At 72.2% G+C, this 20,422-nt stretch carries 17 protein-coding genes and 1 pseudogene; 4 read left to right on the forward strand and 14 right to left on the reverse strand.

Translation table 11 applies throughout. The annotated features are described in order from the left end of the window. Positions 1 to 175: 175 nt before the first annotated feature. Together IE180_RS25445 and IE180_RS25450 are read right to left on the reverse strand one after the other, a co-directional pair. On the reverse strand, positions 176 to 1,243 hold the full coding sequence (locus IE180_RS25445) for an ADP-ribosylglycohydrolase family protein (protein ID WP_190159281.1): 1,068 nt from the start codon (positions 1,241 to 1,243) through the stop codon (positions 176 to 178). 56 nt (positions 1,244 to 1,299) lie between these two features. Beyond that, positions 1,300 to 2,997, reverse strand: a complete 1,698-nt coding sequence (locus IE180_RS25450) for a BCCT family transporter (protein ID WP_229860858.1) — start codon at positions 2,995 to 2,997, stop codon at positions 1,300 to 1,302. Between the two features lie 112 nt (positions 2,998 to 3,109). Between IE180_RS25450 and IE180_RS25455 the strand changes: the two genes are divergently transcribed. After that, positions 3,110 to 4,261: a glycerate kinase gene (locus tag IE180_RS25455; protein WP_190159282.1), complete on the forward strand. Its 1,152-nt coding sequence runs from the start codon at positions 3,110 to 3,112 to the stop codon at positions 4,259 to 4,261. A 514-nt stretch (positions 4,262 to 4,775) separates the two neighbouring features. Here IE180_RS25455 and IE180_RS25460 read toward each other — a convergent pair. Further along, on the reverse strand, positions 4,776 to 5,612 hold the full coding sequence (locus IE180_RS25460; protein ID WP_190159283.1) for an NAD-dependent epimerase/dehydratase family protein: 837 nt from the start codon (positions 5,610 to 5,612) through the stop codon (positions 4,776 to 4,778). 57 nt (positions 5,613 to 5,669) lie between these two features. Here IE180_RS25460 and IE180_RS36725 point away from each other — a divergent pair. Beyond that, positions 5,670 to 6,086: pseudogene (locus IE180_RS36725) on the forward strand (GNAT family N-acetyltransferase); the annotation flags it as partial. Positions 6,087 to 6,134: 48 nt separating this feature from the next. Further along, positions 6,135 to 6,668, forward strand: a complete 534-nt coding sequence (locus IE180_RS36730; protein WP_229860884.1) for a GNAT family N-acetyltransferase — start codon at positions 6,135 to 6,137, stop codon at positions 6,666 to 6,668. Between the two features lie 77 nt (positions 6,669 to 6,745). Here the strand turns inward: IE180_RS36730 and pssA are convergent, their stop codons facing one another. The 9 genes from pssA to IE180_RS25510 form a co-directional block, all read right to left on the reverse strand. Then, entirely contained in the window at positions 6,746 to 7,606 is an 861-nt protein-coding gene (pssA, locus tag IE180_RS25470; protein ID WP_190159438.1) for a CDP-diacylglycerol--serine O-phosphatidyltransferase, read from the reverse strand. Continuing rightward, entirely contained in the window at positions 7,599 to 8,255 is a 657-nt protein-coding gene (locus tag IE180_RS25475; RefSeq protein ID WP_190159285.1) for a phosphatidylserine decarboxylase, read from the reverse strand. Before IE180_RS25475 ends, pssA begins: the two co-directional genes overlap by 8 nt. Before the next feature lie 169 nt (positions 8,256 to 8,424). Then, a complete protein-coding gene (locus IE180_RS25480) occupies positions 8,425 to 9,630 on the reverse strand; it encodes an acyl-CoA dehydrogenase family protein (protein ID WP_190159286.1) in 1,206 nt (401 codons plus the stop codon). A 2-nt stretch (positions 9,631 to 9,632) separates the two neighbouring features. Next, on the reverse strand, positions 9,633 to 10,145 hold the full coding sequence (locus tag IE180_RS25485) for a MaoC family dehydratase (protein ID WP_190159287.1): 513 nt from the start codon (positions 10,143 to 10,145) through the stop codon (positions 9,633 to 9,635). Positions 10,146 to 10,150: 5 nt separating this feature from the next. After that, on the reverse strand, positions 10,151 to 11,116 hold the full coding sequence (locus IE180_RS25490) for an HpcH/HpaI aldolase/citrate lyase family protein (protein ID WP_030686470.1): 966 nt from the start codon (positions 11,114 to 11,116) through the stop codon (positions 10,151 to 10,153). After that, positions 11,113 to 13,149, reverse strand: a complete 2,037-nt coding sequence (locus tag IE180_RS25495) for an ethylmalonyl-CoA mutase (RefSeq protein WP_190159288.1) — start codon at positions 13,147 to 13,149, stop codon at positions 11,113 to 11,115. The genes IE180_RS25490 and IE180_RS25495 overlap by 4 nt, the downstream gene beginning before the upstream one ends. 10 nt (positions 13,150 to 13,159) lie before the next feature. After that, positions 13,160 to 14,497, reverse strand: coding sequence for a crotonyl-CoA carboxylase/reductase (gene ccrA / locus IE180_RS25500; protein ID WP_190159289.1), 1,338 nt, complete (start codon positions 14,495 to 14,497; stop codon positions 13,160 to 13,162). Between the two features lie 413 nt (positions 14,498 to 14,910). After that, the gene (locus IE180_RS25505; protein WP_229860859.1) at positions 14,911 to 15,750 is read right to left on the reverse strand and encodes a TetR family transcriptional regulator; all 840 of its coding nucleotides are present in this window, start codon (positions 15,748 to 15,750) and stop codon (positions 14,911 to 14,913) included. Between the two features lie 115 nt (positions 15,751 to 15,865). Further along, entirely contained in the window at positions 15,866 to 17,647 is a 1,782-nt protein-coding gene (locus IE180_RS25510; RefSeq protein ID WP_190159291.1) for a 3-hydroxyacyl-CoA dehydrogenase family protein, read from the reverse strand. Positions 17,648 to 17,940: 293 nt separating this feature from the next. Between IE180_RS25510 and IE180_RS25515 the strand changes: the two genes are divergently transcribed. Beyond that, positions 17,941 to 18,579: a HEAT repeat domain-containing protein gene (locus tag IE180_RS25515; protein ID WP_190159292.1), complete on the forward strand. Its 639-nt coding sequence runs from the start codon at positions 17,941 to 17,943 to the stop codon at positions 18,577 to 18,579. Here IE180_RS25515 and IE180_RS25520 read toward each other — a convergent pair. Both IE180_RS25520 and IE180_RS25525 read right to left on the reverse strand, forming a co-directional pair. Beyond that, positions 18,550 to 19,806, reverse strand: coding sequence for an MFS transporter (locus IE180_RS25520; protein WP_190159293.1), 1,257 nt, complete (start codon positions 19,804 to 19,806; stop codon positions 18,550 to 18,552). The two genes, IE180_RS25515 and IE180_RS25520, sit on opposite strands and share 30 nt — an antisense overlap. A 178-nt stretch (positions 19,807 to 19,984) precedes the next feature. After that, positions 19,985 to 20,392, reverse strand: a complete 408-nt coding sequence (locus IE180_RS25525; protein WP_190159294.1) for a RidA family protein — start codon at positions 20,390 to 20,392, stop codon at positions 19,985 to 19,987. Between the last annotated feature and the right edge of the window lie 30 nt (positions 20,393 to 20,422).

Raw genomic sequence — 20,422 nt, forward strand, 5'->3', positions numbered from 1 at the left:
GCGACCATCGTCATGCGGAGACCCCAGACACCGCCGAACCGCTCCCGCGAGCGGGTTTCCGGGTGCCGGGTTCCCGCCACGGCCGGGGCGAACGCCACGCTCGACGCGGCACTCGGCGTGGAAGTCAAGGCCCCAGCCGGCACCGGGAACCCCCAGGACGTCCCCGAACCGGTGCTCACTCCGCCCGCTCGGCCAACCGCAGGGTACGGTCCGCCAGTTCGCTGATGCGGACCCCGTCGAAGCCGAAGACGGCGCTGCGCACCCGGTCCCGCAGGGGCTGCGACCACTGCGGCGGGATCGCGGCCGCGCCGCAGCGGACCCCGGCGACCGAACCCGCCGTCGCCCCGTTGGAGTCGGTGTCCAGGCCGCCGCGGACGGTCAGCGCGATCGTCCGGGTGAAGTCGCCCTCCCCGTACAGGAGTCCGGCCGTCAGGACGGCCGCGTTCGGGACGACGTGGATCCAGCCGAGGCCCGCCGTCCGCCCCGCGAGCTCGGTGAGCGCCTCCGACCAGCCGAGCCCCGCCTCGTACAGCGCGATCGCGCCCCGCACGGTCCGGGCGAGCCTGCTGCCCGCCGGCACCCGCTCCAGACCCGTCTCCAGGGCCGACCGCAGGTCCGGCGCGGTGAAGGCCGCCGCGATCAGCGCCGCCGCCCACATCGCCCCGTACACGCCGTTCCCGGTGTGCGAGAGGACCGCGTCCCGACGGGCCAGCGAGGCGGCCCGGCGCGGGTCGCCGGGACAGGTCCAGCCGTAGACGTCGGCCCGGATCAGCGCCCCGATCCACTCCTGGTACGGATTGTCGTACGTGGCCGTCAGCGGCGGCCGCAGCCCGCCGGCGAGGTTCCGGTAGGCGACCCGCTCCGCCGTGAACGTCCGCAGGTACGGCAGCCGCAGCAGCCACTCCGTGCCGACCTGCTCGGTGGTGAACGCGGAGCCGTACGTCTCCAGGAGGTGCAGTCCCAGGACCGACCAGTCGACGTCGTCGTCCCGGCAGCTGCCGTCGATCCCGCCCCGCACGCACCGCTCCCACTCGGGCCGCAGCCCGAAGCCCCCCGCCCCGGGCGGCGGGGGAGGGAGGTAGTCCGTCAGCGGGAGCGCCCCGGTCAGCCGCAGGTACGCGTCGATGCGCTCCCGGGTCCAGTGGTCCCCCTGCTCCACGGGCTTGCCGAGCATGTTCCCGGCGATCCGGCCCGTCCAGCCGCCCAGGATCCGGTCCCCGAGCTCCCCGTCCGTGCACCCCATACCTCCGGTGTACCGAATCCGGCGGCCGGACGCGCGCCGGGCCACGGACGCGCGTCTCAGTCCTCGCCGTCGGGGGCCTCCGCTCCGGTACCGGCCTTCGCCGCCTCCCGGGGCCGGTCGGGGCGGCGGCCGCCGGCCCGCTCGGTCATCGCCTCCCCGACCAGGGTCCGCACCGCGTCCCGCAGCCCGTGCAGGGCCTGGTGCCGGGCCGGGCCCGCCCCCGGGTCCGCCCGCAGCTCCTTCAGGAGCGCGAAGCACAGCACCAGCATCACCACCACGAACGGCAGCGCCACCAGGATCGTCGCCGTCTGCAGCGAGTTCAGACCGCCCACCACCAACAGCACCGCCGCCACCGCCGCCATCAGGACGCCCCACGTCACCACGAGCCAGGTCGGCGGATGGAGCGAGCCGCGGCTCGTCAGCGAACCCATCACGAGGGAGGCCGAGTCCGCGCTCGTGATGAAGTACGTCATCACCAGGAGCATCGCGACGACCGACGTCACCGTCCCGATCGGCAGCGCCTCCAGCATCGCGAACAGCGAGGCCTCCGCGCCGTCCTTCACCGCCGTCGCCAGGTCCGCCGCGCCCGTCGACTCCAGCCGGATCGCGGTCCCGCCCATCACGCAGAACCACACCACCGTCGCCCCCGACGGCACGAGCAGCACCCCCACCAGGAACTCCCGGATCGTCCGGCCGCGCGAGATCCGGGCGATGAAGGTGCCGACGAACGGCGCCCAGGACAGCCACCACGCCCAGTAGAAGATCGTCCACGTCCCCAGCCAGTCGCGGTCGGTGAACGCGCCCGTACGGCTGGCCATCGGCAGCAGCTGGTGCAGATAGCCGCCGACGGAGGCCGGAATGGTGTCCAGGATGTAGACCGTCGGGCCGAGCAGGAACACGAAGAGCATCAGACAGGCCGCGAGGACGATGTTCAGCGTGGACAGCCACTTCACGCCCTTGTGGAGACCGGAGAACGCCGACAGCACGAACGCCGCCGACAGCGCCACGATGACGATCAGCTGCGTGGCCGTCGAGTTCTCCACGTCCATCGTCAGGTTCAGCCCCTCGGCGACCTGGAGCGCGCCCAGCCCCAGACTCGTCGCCGTGCCGAACACCGTCGCGAACACCGCGAGGAGATCGATCGCCTTGCCCGGCCACCCGTCCGCCCGGCGCTCCCCCAGCAGCGGCACGAAGGCGGAGCTCAGCCGGTTCCCCCGTCCCTTGCGGAAGCCCGCGTACGCGAGCGCGAGGCCCGCGATCCCGTAGATCGCCCACGGGGTCAGCGTCCAGTGGAAGAACGAGTACTCCATCGCCGTGAGGGCCGCCGCGCCGCTCCCCGCGGGGGCGCCGCTCGCCGGGGGCGGATCCAGGAAGTGCGTCAGCGGCTCCCCGACCCCGTAGAACATCAGCCCGATGCCCATTCCGGCGCTGAACATCATCGCGATCCACGCCAGGTTCGTGAACTCCGGCTCCGAGTCGTCCGCGCCCAGCCTGATCCGTCCGAACCGGCTCAGCGCGATCACCACGCACAGCACCAGGAAGGCGTCCGCCGCGACCACGAAGAGCCAGGCGAAATTCGACAGCACCCACTTCAGGGCGGAGGAGGACGCGCCGTCGAACGAGTCCTCGCCCAGCGCCGCCCAGCCGACCACCGCGACCACGGCCGCGACCCCGATTCCGATGACCTTGCCGTCGGGCCTGCCGTCCGGTCCGCCGTCCGGTCCGCCGTCCGGAACGATCTTTTCCGTGCTCATGCGACCCCACTATGGTGCGGAATATCGCCTCATCAGGGGGTGGCACGCCGTCTGGCCGTGCGGATAGGGTCTGCCTCGGCGCGACTGCACGTTCGAAAGCAAGGGATGCAAGGTGACGGACGGGGCAGCAACTCAGGTCGCTCACGTGCTCGTGGCGGCCGACAAGTTCAAGGGCTCGCTCACGGCCGTGCAGGTCGCGGAGCGGGTCACAGCAGGACTGCGACGGGTCGTCCCTGAGCTCACGGTGGAGACGCTGCCCGTCGCGGACGGCGGCGACGGCACCGTCGCGGCGGCCGTCGCGGCCGGCTTCGAGCGGCGCGAGGTCCGCGTGACGGGCCCGCTCGGCGAGCCGGTCACCGCGGCGTTCGCACTGCGCGGCACCACCGCGGTCGTCGAGATGGCGGAGGCCTCGGGCCTCCAGTTGCTCCCGCCCGGTGTGTTCGCCCCCCTCACGGCGACCACGTACGGCTCCGGAGAACTGCTCCGCGCCGCCCTGGACGCGGGCGCGACCACCCTCGTCTTCGGCGTCGGCGGCAGCGCCACCACCGACGGCGGCGCCGGCATGCTCGCCGCGCTCGGCGCCCGGTTCCTCGACGCGGCCGGCGAGCCCGTCGGCCCCGGCGGCGCACCCCTCGCCGACCTCGCCACGGCCGACCTCAGCGGCCTCGACCCCCGCTTCGCCTCGGTCGACCTGATCCTCGCGAGCGACGTCGACAACCCGCTCACCGGGCCCAAGGGCGCCCCCGCCGTCTACGGCCCGCAGAAGGGCGCGACCCCGGACGACGTCCAGGTCCTGGACGCGGCCCTCGCGCACTTCGCCACCGTCCTCGAGAAGAGCGTCGGCTCCCGGGCAGCCGAGGCCGCCGTCGCGCCCGGCGCGGGCGGCGCGGGCGGCATCGGGTACGGCGCGCTCATCCTCGGCGCGAGCTTCCGGCCCGGCATCGAGCTGATGCTGGAGGTCCTCGGCTTCGCCCCCGCCCTGGAGCGCGCCACCCTCGTCATCACCGGAGAGGGCTCCCTCGACGAGCAGACCCTCCACGGCAAGGCCCCGGCCGGGGTCGCCGCCGCGGCCCGCGCCGCGGGCAAGGAGGTCGTCGCGGTCTGCGGGCGCCTCGCCCTGGCGCCCGAGGTCCTGGGCGCCGCCGGGATCCGCCGCGCGTACCCGCTCACGGACCTGGAGCCGGACACGGCGAAGTGCATCGCCAACGCGGGGCCGCTGCTGGAAACGGTGGCGTCGAACATCGCCCGCGACTTCCTGCCGTAGCCCCACCCCTTTGCGGGCGCCCGCCCCACAGGGGGGCGGCGCCCCGCCCCCCTGTGGGCTGCGCCCGCCAGGAGGCGCCCCGTGCCCCCGTTGTGGGCAGTCGTTCCGCTGGGGCGAAGGGGGTCCCCCCCTGCTCGAGCGCAGCCGAGAGCTCGGGGGAGGGTGGGCACAACGGAACGGCGCCCTTGCCGGCGCCCGAGGCTGCTGCGCCCGGACCCGCACCGAGCCGTGCGCCGCGCGCGTGGTGCGGGTCCGGGCGCGGAACGCGGAGGCGCCGCTGATGGGCGCCGTCCCGTGTGCCCACCCTCCCCCAAGCTCTCGGCTTCGCTCGAGCAGGGGGGACCCCCTTCGCCCAGCGGGACGATTGCCCACACGGCGGGGGGGCGGAAGGGACGCCGCCCAGCCGGGCGCGGGCCCCACGGGGGGTGCGGGAGGGGCGCCGCCCCGCCGGGCGCGGGCCCCCTGCGGGCAGGGATGGGTGCCGCCCCGCGGGGGAGGGGCACCGGCCCGTGGTCTACGCCCCCTGGTCCGCGAAGCCCGTCCGCCAGGACGTCCGGGCCGGGGCCCACCCGAGCGCACGGGCCCGGGCGTTCAGCGCCCCCCGGGCCCAGCCCGCCCGGCCCCCGGACCGCTCCGGGACCGGTACGCCCAGGGCCGCTCCGAGGACCGGCAGCCAGGCGTGCCCGGGGGCCGGCTCGTCGTCCACCACGTTGTACGCGCCCGAGGGCCACTCCAGGGCCCGCACGGCCGCCTCGGCGGCGTCGGCGACGTGTACGAACGAGCTGACCGAATCGTCGGCCGCCGTACTGCCGAGGAACCGTGCCGCCGGATCCCCGGCCAGCGCGGCGGCGACGGCGCCGCCCGGCGCGTACCAGGTGCCGGGCCCGTAGAGGATGCCGTAGCGCAGCACCACCGATTCGGGCAGTTCGGCCACCGCGGACTCCAGGGCCCGTACCCCGGCGACGATCCGGGCCCGCGGCGCCTCCTCGGTCGGATCGAACGGTACGGACTCGTCGGCGGGCCCGTCCCCGGGGGCGTACGCCCAGCTGATCGACTGCGCGACGATCCGGCGCACGCCCGCCGCGCGCGCCGCGTCCACCAGGTTGCGGGTGCCGTCGACGCGGAGCCGGTCGTTCGCGGCCCCGTCCGCCCCGCCCAGGTCGGTGAGCTGGTGCACCACCGCGTCCGGCGCGATGGAGGACACCGCCCGGCGCACCGCCTCCGCGTCGAGCACGTCCACGGGCCGGGGCCCGCGCCGGGAGAGGCCCACGACCTCGTGGCCGGCCGCCTCCAGACGGGGCGACAACTGACGACCGACGGCGCCCGTGGCGCCCGCTACCAGTACACGCATGGGCCCACCCTAGAAGAGCGTCACCTGGTGGTAACACGGTGGTGTGAAGCTCCGTGCATGACCGCACGCATCGAGGAGAACCGCTCCCACCCCCGCCTTCCCGCCCTGCTCACCGCCTACCACCTCGTGAACCAGGCCGAGAAGGGCGTCCCCGTGGCGACCGCCGCCGGGCTCCCGCCCGGGTACCGCGCCGAGGCCGAGGACCCGGCCGTCGCGTTCGCCGCCGACACCGTCCTGCTCGCCACTCCGCCCGGCGCCGACGAGCCGGCCGGCTGTGTGGTCCTCAAGGCGCCCCGGGAGGGCCGCGTGCCCGAGATCAAGCGGCTCTGGGTCGCGCCCGAGGCCCGCAGGAAGGGGGTCGCGAGGGCACTCGTGGCGGAGGCCCTGCGCCGGGCGGCGGACGCCGGCGCCCCCGCCGTACGCCTCACGGTCTGGAACTGGCGGGAGGAGCCGCTCGCCCTCTACCGGAGCCTGGGCTTCGGCCCCGTCGCGTCCTGGGACGACCGCCCGGACCTCCTCTGTCTGGAGCGGCGGCTCGACGTCGTCGAGCGGCTCACCCCCGAGGCCGTACGGGCCCACGCTCCCGACGGCCTCGCCGCGCTCCTCGTCGACGCCGTGGACGGCGGGGCCTCCGTCGGCTTCCTGGCGCCCCTGGACGCCGCGGAGGCGGCCTCCTGGTGGTCCGGGGTCGCCGAGGAGGCCGCGCGGGGCGTACGGGACGTCTGGGCGGCCCGCGCCCCCGACGGGCGGCTGACGGGCGTCGTCACCCTCGTCCGCGTCGGGGCGGCCAACGGCCGGCACCGCGGCGAGATCGCCCGGCTCCTCGTCCACAGCTCGGCCCGCGGCCGGGGCCTCGGGCAGCGCCTCCTTGCCGCGGCCGAGGCGCACGCCGCCGCGACGGGCCTCACGCTGCTGGTCCTGGACACCCAGACCGGCAGCCCGGCGGAGCGCCTCTACCGGGGAGCGGGCTGGACCGCCGCCGGGACGATCCCGGAGTACGCCGCCGACCCCGCCGGCACCCTCCGCCCCACCACGCTCTACTACAAGCGTCTCTAGGGGCCCCGGGCACGCGAAAAGGGCTCCGGGAGGCGGTTCGCCTCCCGGAGCCCTTCCGTACGCTGTTCCGCTGCCCGCTACGGCAGCTGTGCCGCCCGCGCCTCCCGGCTCTCGCGCCGGTTGTCACGGAAGGTGTTCACCCGGCGGGCCGTCGCGAAGAGGGGGATCACGGCGCCCAGCACGACCTGCAGCGCGCAACCGGTCTGGAGCAGGAACGCCCCGCCCGGCGCGTCGAACGCCCAGGCCGCCAGCATGGCCATCGCACCGACGATCCAGCTGAGCATCGCCACCGCGAGGACGCCCCGGGGCTTCGGGTACTCGACCCGGCTGACCATCAGCCACGCCACTCCGATGATCGCGAGCAGCGTCGGGATGAAGGGCAGCTCAAGCAGCACGATCGAGACGACCGTCAGCGCGCCGAAGGGGCTCGGCATGCCCTGGAACATGCCGTCCTTCATCGTCACGCACGAGAATCTCGCGAGCCTCAGCACCACGGCGAGGAGCACCACGATCGCGGCCACGGCCGAGACCTTCTGCTGCGCGTCGTCCGCGACCATGCCGTACACGAGCACGAAGTAGGCCGGGGCCAGACCGAAGCTGATCAGGTCCGACAGGTTGTCGAGCTCGGCGCCCATCGGCGAGCTGCGGAGCTTGCGCGCCACGATGCCGTCGAAGAGGTCGAAGATCGCCGCGGCCAGCATCAGGATCACGGCGGTGGCGGCGCTGTTGCGCGCCATGCCGGTCTCGCTGCTGCCGGTGAGGTGCGGGATGAGGATTCCGGTGGTGGTGAAGTACACCGCCATGAAGCCGCACGTGGCGTTACCGAGCGTGAGGGCGTCCGCTATGGACAGCCTCAGCGACAGCGGCATCTCCTCGGCGTCCTCGACCGCCTCGGCCTCGGCGACCCAGTCGGCGGCCCGTGTGTCGGGATCAATCACGGTCAATGCGAGTCACCCCCGCGGTGGTGACCTGGCCGACCTCGACCGCGACCTCCACGCCCTCGGGGAGGTAGATGTCGACGCGCGAGCCGAACCGGATCAGACCGATGCGGTCACCCTGCTCGACCTTCGTCCCCTGCGGGATGTACGGCACGATCCGCCGGGCGACGGCGCCGGCGATCTGCACCATCTCGATGTCACCGAGCTCGGTGTCGAAGTGCCAGACAACGCGCTCGTTGTTCTCGCTCTCCTTGTTGAACGCCGGGACGAACCCGCCGGGAACGTGCTCCACGGACGTCACCGTGCCGGCCAGCGGCGCGCGGTTGACGTGGACGTTCAGCGGGCTCATGAAGATGGCGACCCGGGTGCGTCCGTCCTTCCACGGCATGATGCTCTGCACCACACCGTCGGCGGGGGAGATGACCCGGCCCTGAGCGATCTCGCGCTCGGGGTCGCGGAAGAACCACAGCATGCCGGCCGCGAGAGCGGTGGTCGGCACGGCGATGGCCGCGGCCCGCCTCGACTTGCGCGCGCGCACGAGGCTGAGCGCCGCGGTGGCGACGGTCGGCAGAAGCCACGGCGATGCTCCGCGTGCGATGCGCGCGCCCTTGAGGCTGTCGCGATGTGCAGAGGTTCGACTGTCGGGCATGGATGACCTTCGTAGCGGATGATGCCGCACTGGCAACGGGGGACGGCGGCTTTCCGGCGATGCTATCGGTTGCGGGGCGCAACTGGGCAAGCCAGGAACCGAGTCGGCGGCCGGAAGACGAACACAGGGTGTGATCTTCTTCGCGGCCGAACCGGCTCAAAAGCGACAATCAACCCTGGAATCGGTACTCCTCGAGCAGCCGACGACCAATGATCATTTTCTGGATCTCGGCGGTACCTTCACCGATGAGCAGCATCGGGGCTTCCCGGTAGAGGCGCTCGATCTCGTACTCCTTCGAGAACCCGTATCCACCGTGGATCCGGAAGGCGTCCTCGACGACCTCCTTGCAGTATTCGGAGGCGAGGTACTTCGCCATCCCTGCTTCGAGGTCGTTTCGTTCTCCGGAGTCCTTTTTGCGTGCTGCGTTCACCATCATGGCATGGGCGGCCTCGACCTTGGTAGCCATTTCGGCCAGCTTGAACTGGATCGCCTGGTGCTGGGCGATCGCCTTGCCGAAGGTGTGGCGCTGCTGGGCGTACGAAACGCCCAGCTCGAAAGCACGCTGCGCGACGCCGCAACCACGGGCCGCCACATTCACGCGGCCGACCTCGACACCGTCCATCATTTGGTAAAACCCTCGGCCGGTGACCCCGCCGAGCACACGATTGGCCGGAATGCGCAGGCCGTCCATGATGAGCTCGGTCGTGTCGACGCCCTTGTAACCCATCTTGTCGATCTTGCCGGGGATCGTGAGGCCGGGGCGGACCTCTCCGAAGCCGGGCTCCTTCTCGACGAGGAAGGTCGTCATCGACTTGTGGGGGGCCGTGCCCTCCGGGTGTCCTTCGTCACTTCGGACGAGAACGGCCACCAGCGTCGACGTGCCGCCGTTCGTCAGCCACATCTTCTGGCCGTTGAGGACGTACTCGTCGCCGTCCTTGACCGCCTTCGAGGTGATCGCCGACACGTCCGAGCCGAGGCCCGGCTCCGACATCGAGAAGGCGCCGCGCGTCTCGCCGGCCGCCATGCGCGGAAGGAAGTGCTCCTTCTGCTCCTGGGTGCCGTGCTGCTTGAGCATGTACGCCACGATGAAGTGGGTGTTGATGATGCCGGAGACCGACATCCAGCCGCGGGCGATCTCCTCCACGCACAGCGCGTAGGTGAGCAGCGACTCGCCCAGGCCCCCGTACTCCTCGGGGATCATCAGGCCGAAGACGCCGAGCTCCTTGAGCCCGTCGACGATCTGCTGCGGGTACTCGTCGCGGTGCTCCAGTTCCGTCGCGACCGGGATGATCTCCTTGTCGACGAAGTCCCGGACGGTGGCGAGGATCTCCTGCTGGACATCGGTCAGACCGTGGGTCTGGGCGAGTCGCGCCATGGCTACTTCTCCTGTGCCTTCAGCTCCGGGCGGCCGGGCTGCTCGCCGCCGCGCTCCTTGATGTACGTCTCGGTGGGGACCATCACCTTGCGGCGGAAGACGCAGACGAGGGTGCCGTCCTGCTTGTAGCCCTTGGTCTCGACGTAGACGATGCCGCGGTCGTTCTTCGACTTCGACGGGGTCTTGTCGAGGACCGTGGTCTCGCCGTAGATCGTGTCGCCGTGGAAGGTCGGCGCCACGTGCCGCAGCGACTCGATCTCCAGGTTGGCGATCGCCTTGCCGGAGACGTCCGGCACGGACATGCCGAGCAGCAGCGAGTAGATGTAGTTGCCGACGACGACGTTCTTGCCGAAATCCGTCGTGTTCTCGGCGTAGTTCGCATCCATGTGCAGCGGATGGTGGTTCATCGTCAGCAGGCAGAAGAGGTGGTCGTCGTACTCGGTGACCGTCTTTCCGGGCCAGTGCTTGTATACGGCACCGACTTCGAACTCTTCGTAGGTACGGCCGAACTGCATCGGACTCAGGCCTCCGGGATCTCGAACTTGCTGGTGCGCTGCATGCCGGCGGCGCGGCCCTTGCCGGAGATGACCAGGGCCATCTTGCGGGAGGCCTCGTCGATCATCTCGTCGCCGAGCATCGCGGAGCCCTTCTTCCCGCCGGCCTCGGACGTGTAGTAGTCGTACGCGTCGAGGATCAGCTCGGCGTGGTCGTAGTCCTCCTGCGAGGGCGAGAAGATCTCGTTCGCGGCGGCGACCTGGTCGGGGTGGAGCACCCACTTGCCGTCGAAGCCCAGGGCGGCGGCGCGCCGGGCGACCGCCTTGTAGCCCTCCTGGTTGCGGATCTGCAGGTAGGGGCCGTCGATCGCCTGGAGGTTGTTGGCGCGCGCCGCCATCAGGATGCTCATCAGGATGTGGTGGTACGCGTCCGCCGGGTAGCCGGGCGGCTGCTCGCCGACGACGAGGGACTTCATGTTGATGGAGGCCATGAAGTCGGCCGGGCCGAAGATGATCGTCTCGACGCGCTGGGAGGCCTGCGCGATCGCGTTGACGTTGGTCAGGCCCTGCGCGTTCTCGATCTGCGCCTCGATGCCGATCTTGCCGACCTCGAAGCCCATGGTCTTCTCGATCTGCGTGAGCAGCAGGTCGAGGGCGACGATCTGCTGGGCGTCCTGGACCTTCGGCAGCATGATGCAGTCGAGGTTCTGGCCGGCGCCCTCGACGACCGTGACGACGTCGCGGTAGGTCCAGTGGGTCGTCCAGTCGTTGACGCGGACCACGCGGGTCTTGCCGGTCCAGTCGCCCTCGTTCAGGAACTTCACGATGGTGTGCCGGGCCTCGGGCTTGGCCAGCGGGGCGCACGCGTCCTCCAGGTCGAGGAAGACCTGGTCGGCGGCGAGGCCCTGGGCCTTCTCGAGGAAGCGCGGGTTGGAGCCGGGGACCGCGAGGCAGGAGCGGCGGGGGCGGAGCCGGTTCACAGGGCTGGTCATGCGAGGACCTCCGTACTTTCCAGGGGGCTGAGCTTGTTCGCTTGGCGGATCTCGTCGACGATACGGCCGATGATCTCCGTGATACCGAAGTCCTTCGGTGTGAAGACGGCGGCCACGCCCGCGCGCTTCAGTTCTGCGGCGTCGGCGTTCGGGATGATCCCGCCGACGATGACCGGGATGTCCGGGGCGCCCGCCTCGCGGAGGCGGTCCAGGACGTCCGGGACCAGCGCGGAGTGCGAGCCGGAGAGGATCGACAGGCCCACGCAGTGCACGTCCTCCGCCAGGGCGGCGTCGACGATCTGCTCGGGGGTCAGCCGGATGCCCTGGTAGACCACCTCGAAGCCGGCGTCGCGCGCGCGTACGGCGATCTGCTCGGCCCCGTTGGAGTGCCCGTCCAGCCCCGGCTTGCCGACGAGCAGCCGCAGCCGTCCGCAGTTCAGGTCCTCGGCGGTCCTGGCCACCTTCTCGCGGACCAGCGCGAGCGGCGTGCCCGCCTCGGCCGTCACGGCGACCGGGGCGGAGGAGACGCCCGTGGGGGCGCGGAACTCGCCGAACACCTCGCGCAGGGCCCCGGCCCACTCGCCGGTGGTGACCCCGGCGCGGGCGCACTCCAGGGTGGCCTCCATGAGGTTCTCCGTGCCCTTCGCGGCCTCCTTGAGGCGCTCCAGGGCCTTGCAGGGCCGCGGGTGGTTGAACGGCGGCTGGTAGCGGTTGTCGCGCCAGGTCTTCATCGAGGCGACGACCCGGGCCTCGACCGCCGGGTCGACCGTCATGATCGCGGTGTCCAGGTCGGCCGTGAGGGGGTTCTCCTCGGTCGACTGGAAGATGTTGACGCCGACGATCTTGTCGTCGCCGGCCTCGATCCGCGCGCGCCGCTCGGCGTGCGAGGAGACCAGCTGCGACTTGAGGTAGCCGGACTCGACGGCGGCCATCGCGCCGCCCATCTCCTGGATCCGGTCGATCTCGGCCAGGGACTCCTCGACCAGGGCGTCCACCTTGGCCTCGATCACGTGCGAGCCGGCGAAGATGTCCTCGTACTCCAGCAGGTCGGACTCGTGGGCGAGCACCTGCTGGATGCGGAGCGACCACTGCTGGTCCCAGGGCCGGGGGAGGCCGAGGGCCTCGTTCCAGGCCGGGAGCTGCACGGCGCGCGCGCGGGCGTCCTTGGAGAGGGTGACGGCCAGCATCTCCAGGACGATCCGCTGGACGTTGTTCTCCGGCTGGGCCTCGGTCAGGCCGAGGGAGTTGACCTGGACGCCGTAGCGGAAACGCCGCTGCTTCGGGTCCTCGATGCCGTACCGCTCCAGCGTGATCTTGTCCCAGATGCGGCCGAAGGCGCGCATCTTGCACATCTCCTCGATGAAGCGGACGCCCGCGTTCACGAAGAAGGAGATGCGGGCGACGACCTCGCCGAAGCGGTCCTCGGGGACCTGACCGGAGTCGCGGACCGAGTCGAGGACCGCGATCGCGGTCGCCATCGCGTACGAGACCTCCTGGACCGGCGTGGCCCCGGCCTCCTGCAGGTGGTAGCTGCAGATGTTGATCGGGTTCCACTTCGGGATGTGGTTGACCGTGTACGCGATCATGTCCGTCGTGAGGCGGAGCGAGGGGCCGGGCGGGAAGACGTGCGTCCCACGCGACAGGTACTCCTTCACGATGTCGTTCTGGGTGGTGCCCTGGAGCTTGGTGATGTCCGCACCCTGCTCCTCGGCGGCCACCTGATAGAGCGCCAGCAGCCACATGGCGGTGGCGTTGATGGTCATCGAGGTGTTCATCTGCTCCAGGGGGATGTCCTGGAACAGCCGGCGCATGTCACCGAGGTGCGAGACGGGGACGCCGACCCGGCCGACCTCGCCGCGGGCGAGGACGTGGTCGGGGTCGTACCCGGTCTGCGTCGGCAGGTCGAACGCGACCGAGAGGCCGGTCTGACCCTTGGCGAGGTTGCGCCGGTACAGCTCGTTGGACGCCTCGGCGGTCGAGTGGCCGGCGTACGTCCGCATGAGCCACGGCCGGTCCTTCTGGCGCTCAGTCATCTTCGGGACCTCAGATGTTCCGGAAGCGGTTGATGGCGTCGATGTGCTGGGCCCGGAGCTCGGGGTTGCTGACGCCCAGGCCCTCCTGCGGGGCGAGGGCGAGGACGCCGACCTTGCCCTGGTGCAGGTTGCGGTGGACGTCGTACGCCGCCTGGCCGGTCTCCTCCAGGGAGTAGACCTTCGACAGCGTCGGGTGGATCTTGCCCTTGGCGATCAGGCGGTTGGCCTCCCACGCCTCGCGGTAGTTCGCGAAGTGCGAGCCGATGATCCGCTTCAGCGACATCCACAGGTAGCGGTTGTCGTACTGGTGCATGTAGCCCGAGGTCGAGGCGCAGGTGGTGATGGTGCCGCCCTTGCGGGTGACGTACACGGAGGCGCCGAAGGTCTCGCGGCCCGGGTGCTCGAAGACGATGTCGATGTCCTCGCCGCCGGTCAGCTCACGGATCTTGGAGCCGAAGCGCTTCCACTCGCGCGGGTCCTGGGTGTTCTCGTCCTTCCAGAACTTGTAGCCCTCGGCGTTGCGGTCGATGACCGCCTCGGCGCCCATGGACCGGCAGATGTCGGCCTTCTCGGGCGAGGAGACGACGCAGATCGGGTTGGCGCCGCCGGCCAGGGCGAACTGCGTGGCGTAGGAGCCGAGCCCGCCGCTGGCGCCCCAGATGAGGACGTTGTCGCCCTGCTTCATGCCGGCGCCGTTGCGGGAGACCAGCTGGCGGTAGGCGGTGGAGTTGACGAGGCCGGGGGCCGCCGCCTCCTCCCAGCTCAGGTGGCCGGGCTTCGGCATCAGCTGGTTGGACTTGACGAGGGCGATCTCGGCGAGGCCGCCGAAGTTGGTCTCGAAGCCCCAGATGCGCTGCTCGGGGTCGAGCATCGTGTCGTTGTGGCCGTCCGAGGACTCCAGCTCGACCGAGAGGCAGTGCGCGACGACCTCGTCGCCGGGCTGCCAGGCGTTGACGCCCGGGCCGGTGCGCAGGACGACGCCCGCGAGGTCGGAGCCGATGACGTGGTACGGCAGGTCGTGGCGCTTGGTGAGCTCGGAGAGGCGCCCGTAGCGCTCCAGGAAACCGAAGGTCGAGACCGGCTCGAAGATCGAGGTCCAGACCGAGTTGTAGTTGACGGAGCTCGCCATGACGGCCACGAGCGCCTCGCCCGGGCCGAGCTCGGGGAGCTTGACGTCGTCGAGGTGGAGCGACTTGCGCGGGTCCTTGTCGCGGCTGTCGACGCCGGCGAACATCTCCGCCTCGTCCTTGTGGACGGTGACGGCCCGGTACGACTCGGGGAGCTTGATGTTCGCGAAGTCGGCGGACGTGGAGTCCGGGGACTGGATCGCGTCCAGGATTTCCTTCACGGGTTGCCTCCGGCGGTGAGCGTCCTGAGGGAGGGACGCCTGGGGGTTACGGCGGTGAGTACTGCTGTGGAGGTGTGCCGTCGGTTCGGCGCGGTGGTGCGGTGGCGGCGCTGTGTGGTGGAGCGCGAGGGTGCCTGTGACGCAGGCGTCCGGGCGCACCGGCCGTCGGCTGGTGGGGACAGCCGGCGCGCGAGGTGTGGTCTCTGCGCGCCGGCCGCCCGGACAACATCAACGTATGGCACGGCGTGTCACCTGACAAGGCACTGCGTGCCAACAATTTCACTCAGATGCAATCTGCCCGTCACGGATGAGCGATGATCGATCGAAATGGCCCGTGAGCTGCGGGAACATCACGGGAACGCCGAGAGGGCCGCCCCCGGAATCCGGGGGCGGCCCTCTCGGCGGAGCGGGACTCAGGGCTTGGTGAGCGCCTGCTGGATGGTGCGCATGACCTCGTCGAGCGGGGCGTCCGTGCGCGCCACGGCGACCACGACGTCACCCGTCGTGGACGCCGTCACGACCGGCGCCTCGGGGACCGGCTCGGCCGGTGCGGCGGTGGTGCTCCCGGCGGCCACCGGGCGGGCGCCTATGCCCGACCCGAAGGTCTCCCGGACGATCGCGAAGGCGTGGTCGAGCTGGGCCTCCACGTCGCCCTCGCCGCCCGCCCGCAGCCAGCGGCGCAGCACGTGGTTGTGGGCGGTGACGACCGCGGACGCGGCCACCTCGGCGAGCAGCGGGTCGTCGTTGCCGTCGTGGTGGTCCCGCTCGTCGAAGTGCCCGAGGAGATAGCGGGTGAAGAGCCGCTCGTAGCGGGCCACCGAGGCGATCTCCCGCTCCCGCAGGGTCGGCACCTCGCGGGTGAGCCGGTAGCGCTCCACGGAGACCGCGGGGGACCCCGCGTACATCTTCATGACTTCCTTGATGCCCCGGCACACCGTGTCGAGCGGGTGCTCGTGCGGCGGCGCGGCGTTCAGCACCGCCTCCGCCCGCACCAGCGTGTCGTCGTGATCAGGGAAGATCGCCTCTTCCTTGGACCGGAAGTGCCGGAAGAACGTCCGCCGCGCGACCCCGGCCGTGGCCGCGATCTCGTCGACGGTGGTCGCCTCGTACCCCTTGGTCGCGAAGAGCTCCATCGCGGCGGTGGCGAGCTCCCGGCGCATCTTGAGCCGCTGCGCGGCGGCACGGGTGCCCGCCGCGCTCTCCGGAGCGTCGGACGGGGACGTGGCACGGGGTGTCTTCGCGGCCTTGGGCATGGTCCGAACGTACTGCATCGGAGCGGGAGTGTGCCCAGGTGGGGGCGGGGAGGCCCCCGGGGCACCGGCGGCGCCCGGGGGACTCAGCAGACCGCCCCAGCCGGCGGTGCGGGACTCAGCGTCGGGCATATTCGCGGAAGCCGCGACCCGTCTTGCGGCCCAGGCAGCCCGCCGCCACCAGGTGCTCCAGGAGCGGGGCGGGAGCGAGGCCCGGGTCGCGGAACTCGCGGTGCAGCACCTGCTCGATCGCGAGCGAGACGTCCAGACCGACCACGTCGAGCAGCTCGAACGGGCCCATCGGGTAGCCGCCGCCCAGCTTCATCGCCGCGTCGATGTCGTCCAGGGTCGCGTAGTGCTCCTGGACCATCTTGACCGCGTTGTTCAGGTACGGGAAGAGCAGCGCGTTCACGATGAAGCCGGCGCGGTCACCGCAGTCCACCGGGTGCTTCCTGATCCTGGCCGTGACCTCGCGGACGGTGGCGTGGACGTCGTCGGCGGTCAGGACCGTACGGACGATCTCCACCAGCTTCATCGCGGGCGCCGGGTTGAAGAAGTGCATCCCGATGACGTCCTGCGGGCGCGAGGTGGCGCGGGCGCAGGCGATGACCGGCAGCGAGGAGGTCGTGGTGGCGAGCACCGCGCCCGGCTTGCAGATCTTGTCGAGCCGCCCGAACAGCTCCTGCTTGACCGCCAGGTCCTCGGCGACCGCCTCGACGGCCAGGTCGACCTCGGCGAAGGCGTCGAGCGTGCCGGCCGGGGTGATCAGGGCGAGCGTCGTGTCGCGCGCCTCGGCCGTCATCCGGCCCTTGTCGACCGAGCGGGCCAGGGACTTGGCGATCCGGGCCTTGGCGGCGTCCGCCTTCTCCGGGGAGCGGGCGGCGAGCACGACCGCGTAACCCGCCTTCGCGAACACCTCGGCGATGCCGGAGGCCATGGTGCCCGAGCCGGCGACGCCGACCGAGCGGATCTCGCGGCCGCCGCCGGCGTCGGCGGAGGCGGACGGGGTCAGCGCGTCGGGCACGACCTCGCCGGAGCCCGGCGCCGCGTACGTGTAGAAGCCGCGGCCCGCCTTGCGGCCGGTCAGACCGGCCTCGCTGAGCTGCTTGAGAATCGGCGCCGGGGCGTGCAGCCGGTCGTGCGAGGCGGCGTACATGGCCTCCAGGACCGTACGGGCCGTGTCGACGCCGACCAGGTCGAGCAGGGCCAGCGGGCCCATCGGCAGGCCGCAGCCCAGCTTCATCGCCGCGTCGATGTCCTCGCGGGAGGCGTACTTGGCCTCGTACATGGCGGCGGCCTGGTTCAGGTAGCCGAAGAGCAGCCCGTCCGCGATGAAACCGGCCCGGTCGCCGACCGCCACCGGCTCCTTGCCGAGGTCCTGGGCGAGCCGGGTGACGGCGTCCACGGCCCGCGGGTCGGTCAGCACGGAGGAGACGACCTCGACCAGCTTCATCGCCTGGACCGGGGCGAAGAAGTGCAGGCCGAGGACCCGCTCGGGGTGCGCCGAGTCGGCGGCGAGCCGGGTCACCGAGAGGGCGTTGGTGCCGGTGGCCAGGATCGCGTCCGGGCGGACGATCCCGTCGAGGGCCCGGAAGACCTCCTGCTTCGCCTCGTACGACTCGGGCACGACCTCGATCACGAGGTCGGCCCCGGCGGCCGCCTGGAGGTCGGAGAAGGTACGGAAGCGGGCCAGGACGTCCTGCCGCTCCTCCTCGGTGATCCGCTCGCGGGCCACGGCGCGGGCGGTGGAGGCCTCCAGGGCGGCGACGGCCCGGGCGGCGGCGGTGTCGCTGATGTCGATGCCGATGACCTCGCGGCCGGCCCGGGCGAGGACGTCGGCGATGCCCGTGCCCATGGTGCCGAGACCGACGACGGCGATGGTGGAGAGAGGGGTGTCCATCAGGGGACTCCAGAGGAAGAGTGACGACTGAGGGCAGTGCGCGCACGAAAAGGGGCGCGGGAAAGGGCGAGGCCCGGAAAAGAGGGCGGTGCCCGGGAAAAGGTGCGACGGGCTCTGTCCCGGAGCCGCGTCGAAACTGCCGAACCGACGAGCGAACACAACGGCTGCGTCACCAGGCCGTCGTGAGAGGTGCGGGTGGTGCCCGCTCACCTGAGACTAACCGGCCGGTAACGAGCGCGCCAGTCCCGGGAAGTGGGGAAAGTGTGATCTGGATCGCGGATAGGGTCGGATTCATGGAAATCTCCGAGGACCCGGAATTCTGCTCGATGATCGATCGATTGCGGGACGAGATCGAGAATGCCTCCGGAGAGGTCCCGACGGCATTCACGGAACTCGTGGAACTCGCGGAACTCGTGGAACTCGCCGGAACCGAGGGCTCCGGGGGCCCCGAGGAACTGCACCGCGTCCTCACCGCACCCGGGCAGCCCCTCTGGGCCCGCGAGATCGCCGCCTACTCCCTCGGCGTCGCCGGCGACCCCCGTGCCTTCGAGGCCCTCGTCCTGCTCCTCAACCACCGCGACCCGGAGCGCTGCGTCACCGCCGCCCACGCCCTGGTCCGGCTCGGCGACCCCCGCACCGCGCGCGCGGCCGCCGCCCTCGCGACCAACGAACTCCGCGTCGCCTACGCCCTGCTCCCGGTCCGGCTGCTCGCAGAGCTCCGCGCCCCCGAGTCCGTGCCGGCCCTGATCACCGTCCTCGGACGGCGACTTCGGACCGACGACCCCCACTGGCGGGTCGGCCTCGCCTGCGTCGAGGGCCTCGGCGCCCTGGGCGACACCCGGGCCCGCCCCGCCCTGGAGGCGGCCCTCCCGCACCCCAGGCTCGGTACGGCCGCCGCACGGTCACTGCACCTGCTCGGCCCCGCCGGCTGACCGGCGGCCCGGGCGCGGGAGCACGGGCACCAGGGTTCCGACGGCCGCGAGGACCGCGGGGGACGCGGCCAGCGCGAAGCACAGGGACAGCGGCAGCCGCCCCACCAGGAGGCCCACCCCCGCTGTCGCCGCCGTGCTGCCGGCGTTGAACGCGGTGTTGACCCAGGCCCCGGCCCGGGTGCGGCGGCCGGGTGCAGCGGACTCGTCCGCCAGCAGGTACGCGTTCGTGAGCGCCGGCGCCAGGAACAGCCCGCCGAACGCCATCCCGCCGACCAGCGCGTACGGATGCGGGGAGAGGCCCGCCACCGCCAGGACCCCACCGAGGCCGAGCGTGAGCAGGGAGAGGCGGACGGCGGTGGGCAGCCGCCAGGACACGGCGCCGTGGACCAGGCCGCCCACCGCGCTGCCCGCCGACAGTGCGGCCAGCGCCCAGGGCACCGTCCCCGGCCGCCCGTGCGCGTCCGCGAAGGCGATCACGAGCAGGTCCACGGCGCCCAGGCACATGCCCGTCGCCGCGGCGACGGCCGCCGCCCGGGCCGGTCCGCCGCCGGGCGACCCCACCGGACCCGCCCCCGTCCCGGGAGCCTCGCGCTCCCGCTCCTTCGTCGCGCCCCGCACGACCGGGGAGGTGACGAGTGCGAGGGTGCCGGTCAGGACGAGTCCGGCGCTCACCGCGAGACCGGCCGGCGCCGACGCGTACCGCACGAGCAGCCCCACCAGCAACGGACCCGTGACGAAGAGGAGTTCCTCCGCCACCGTGTCCAGGCTGTACGCCCGCCTCAGCAGGTCCCGGTCGGACAGCATCCCGCTCCACAACGCCCGGGACACCGGGCCGAGCGGCGGGATCAGCGCCCCCGCGCCGGCGGCCAGGACCGCGAGGGCGGCCGGTGGGGCCGTGGGCCGGGCCGCCGCCACCGCGAGCGCGACGAGCAGCAGCGCGCACGCGACGGCCAGGGGCACCAGCGCGCGGCGCGGCCCGAACCGGTCGACGAGACCGGCTCGCGCGGGCGACAGCAGGACACCGGCCAGCCCGAACACGGCCATGGCCGTGCCGGCCGCGGCGTACGAGCCGGTGCCGTCCTTCACGGAGAGGACCAGGGAGAGCGGGGTGACGCCGTTGGACAGCCGCCCCAGGAGGGCCGCGCCGAAGGTGCGGCGTGCGTGCGGGGTGCGCAGCACCGCGGCGTAGCCGGGCGCGGGGAAACGGGCAGGGGAGGTCACGGACATGACGGAGTTCCTCGAAGAGGGCGCCGGGAGACGGCCCGCGGCGCCGGGGCGTGAAGGGACGGCGGGACACCGCGCCCGGCTGGGCACGGTCGTCGGATCGCCGACTCCTACGCACGGAAGAGGAACATGCGCGTCAACCTAGCAAACGGCGCTCCGCGCCGGTCTCACCGGGCGCCGCTCAGGCCTGCTCCGGTATCAGCGCGAACGCCTCGATCTCCACGAGGAGTTCGGGACGGACCAGCGCCGACACCTGGACCGCCGAGCTCGCCGGCAGCGGCGCGCCCGCGAAGTGGGCGTCACGGGCCTCCCGTACCGCCGGGAGGTGGGCCACGTCCGTGACGAAGTACGTCAGCTTCACCACGTCCCCGAAGCCCGCGCCGGCCGCCGCGAGGCAGCGCTCCAGGTTCGCGAAGACCTGGTGGGCCTGGGCCGCCGCGTCGCCCTCCCCGACCACCGCGCCGGAGGCGTCGAGGGCGCACTGCCCGGAGATCGCGACGAACCGGCCCGTCCCCCACACGACGTGGCTGTACTGGGGGCTGGGCGCGAGGCCGTCGGGCGCGGGCACGTGGGTGAGGTGGCTCGTCATGTCCTCCATCCTCGCGCACGCCACCGACAG

Source organism: Streptomyces litmocidini (genome assembly GCF_014649755.1).
Taxonomy (GTDB): domain Bacteria; phylum Actinomycetota; class Actinomycetes; order Streptomycetales; family Streptomycetaceae; genus Streptomyces; species Streptomyces litmocidini.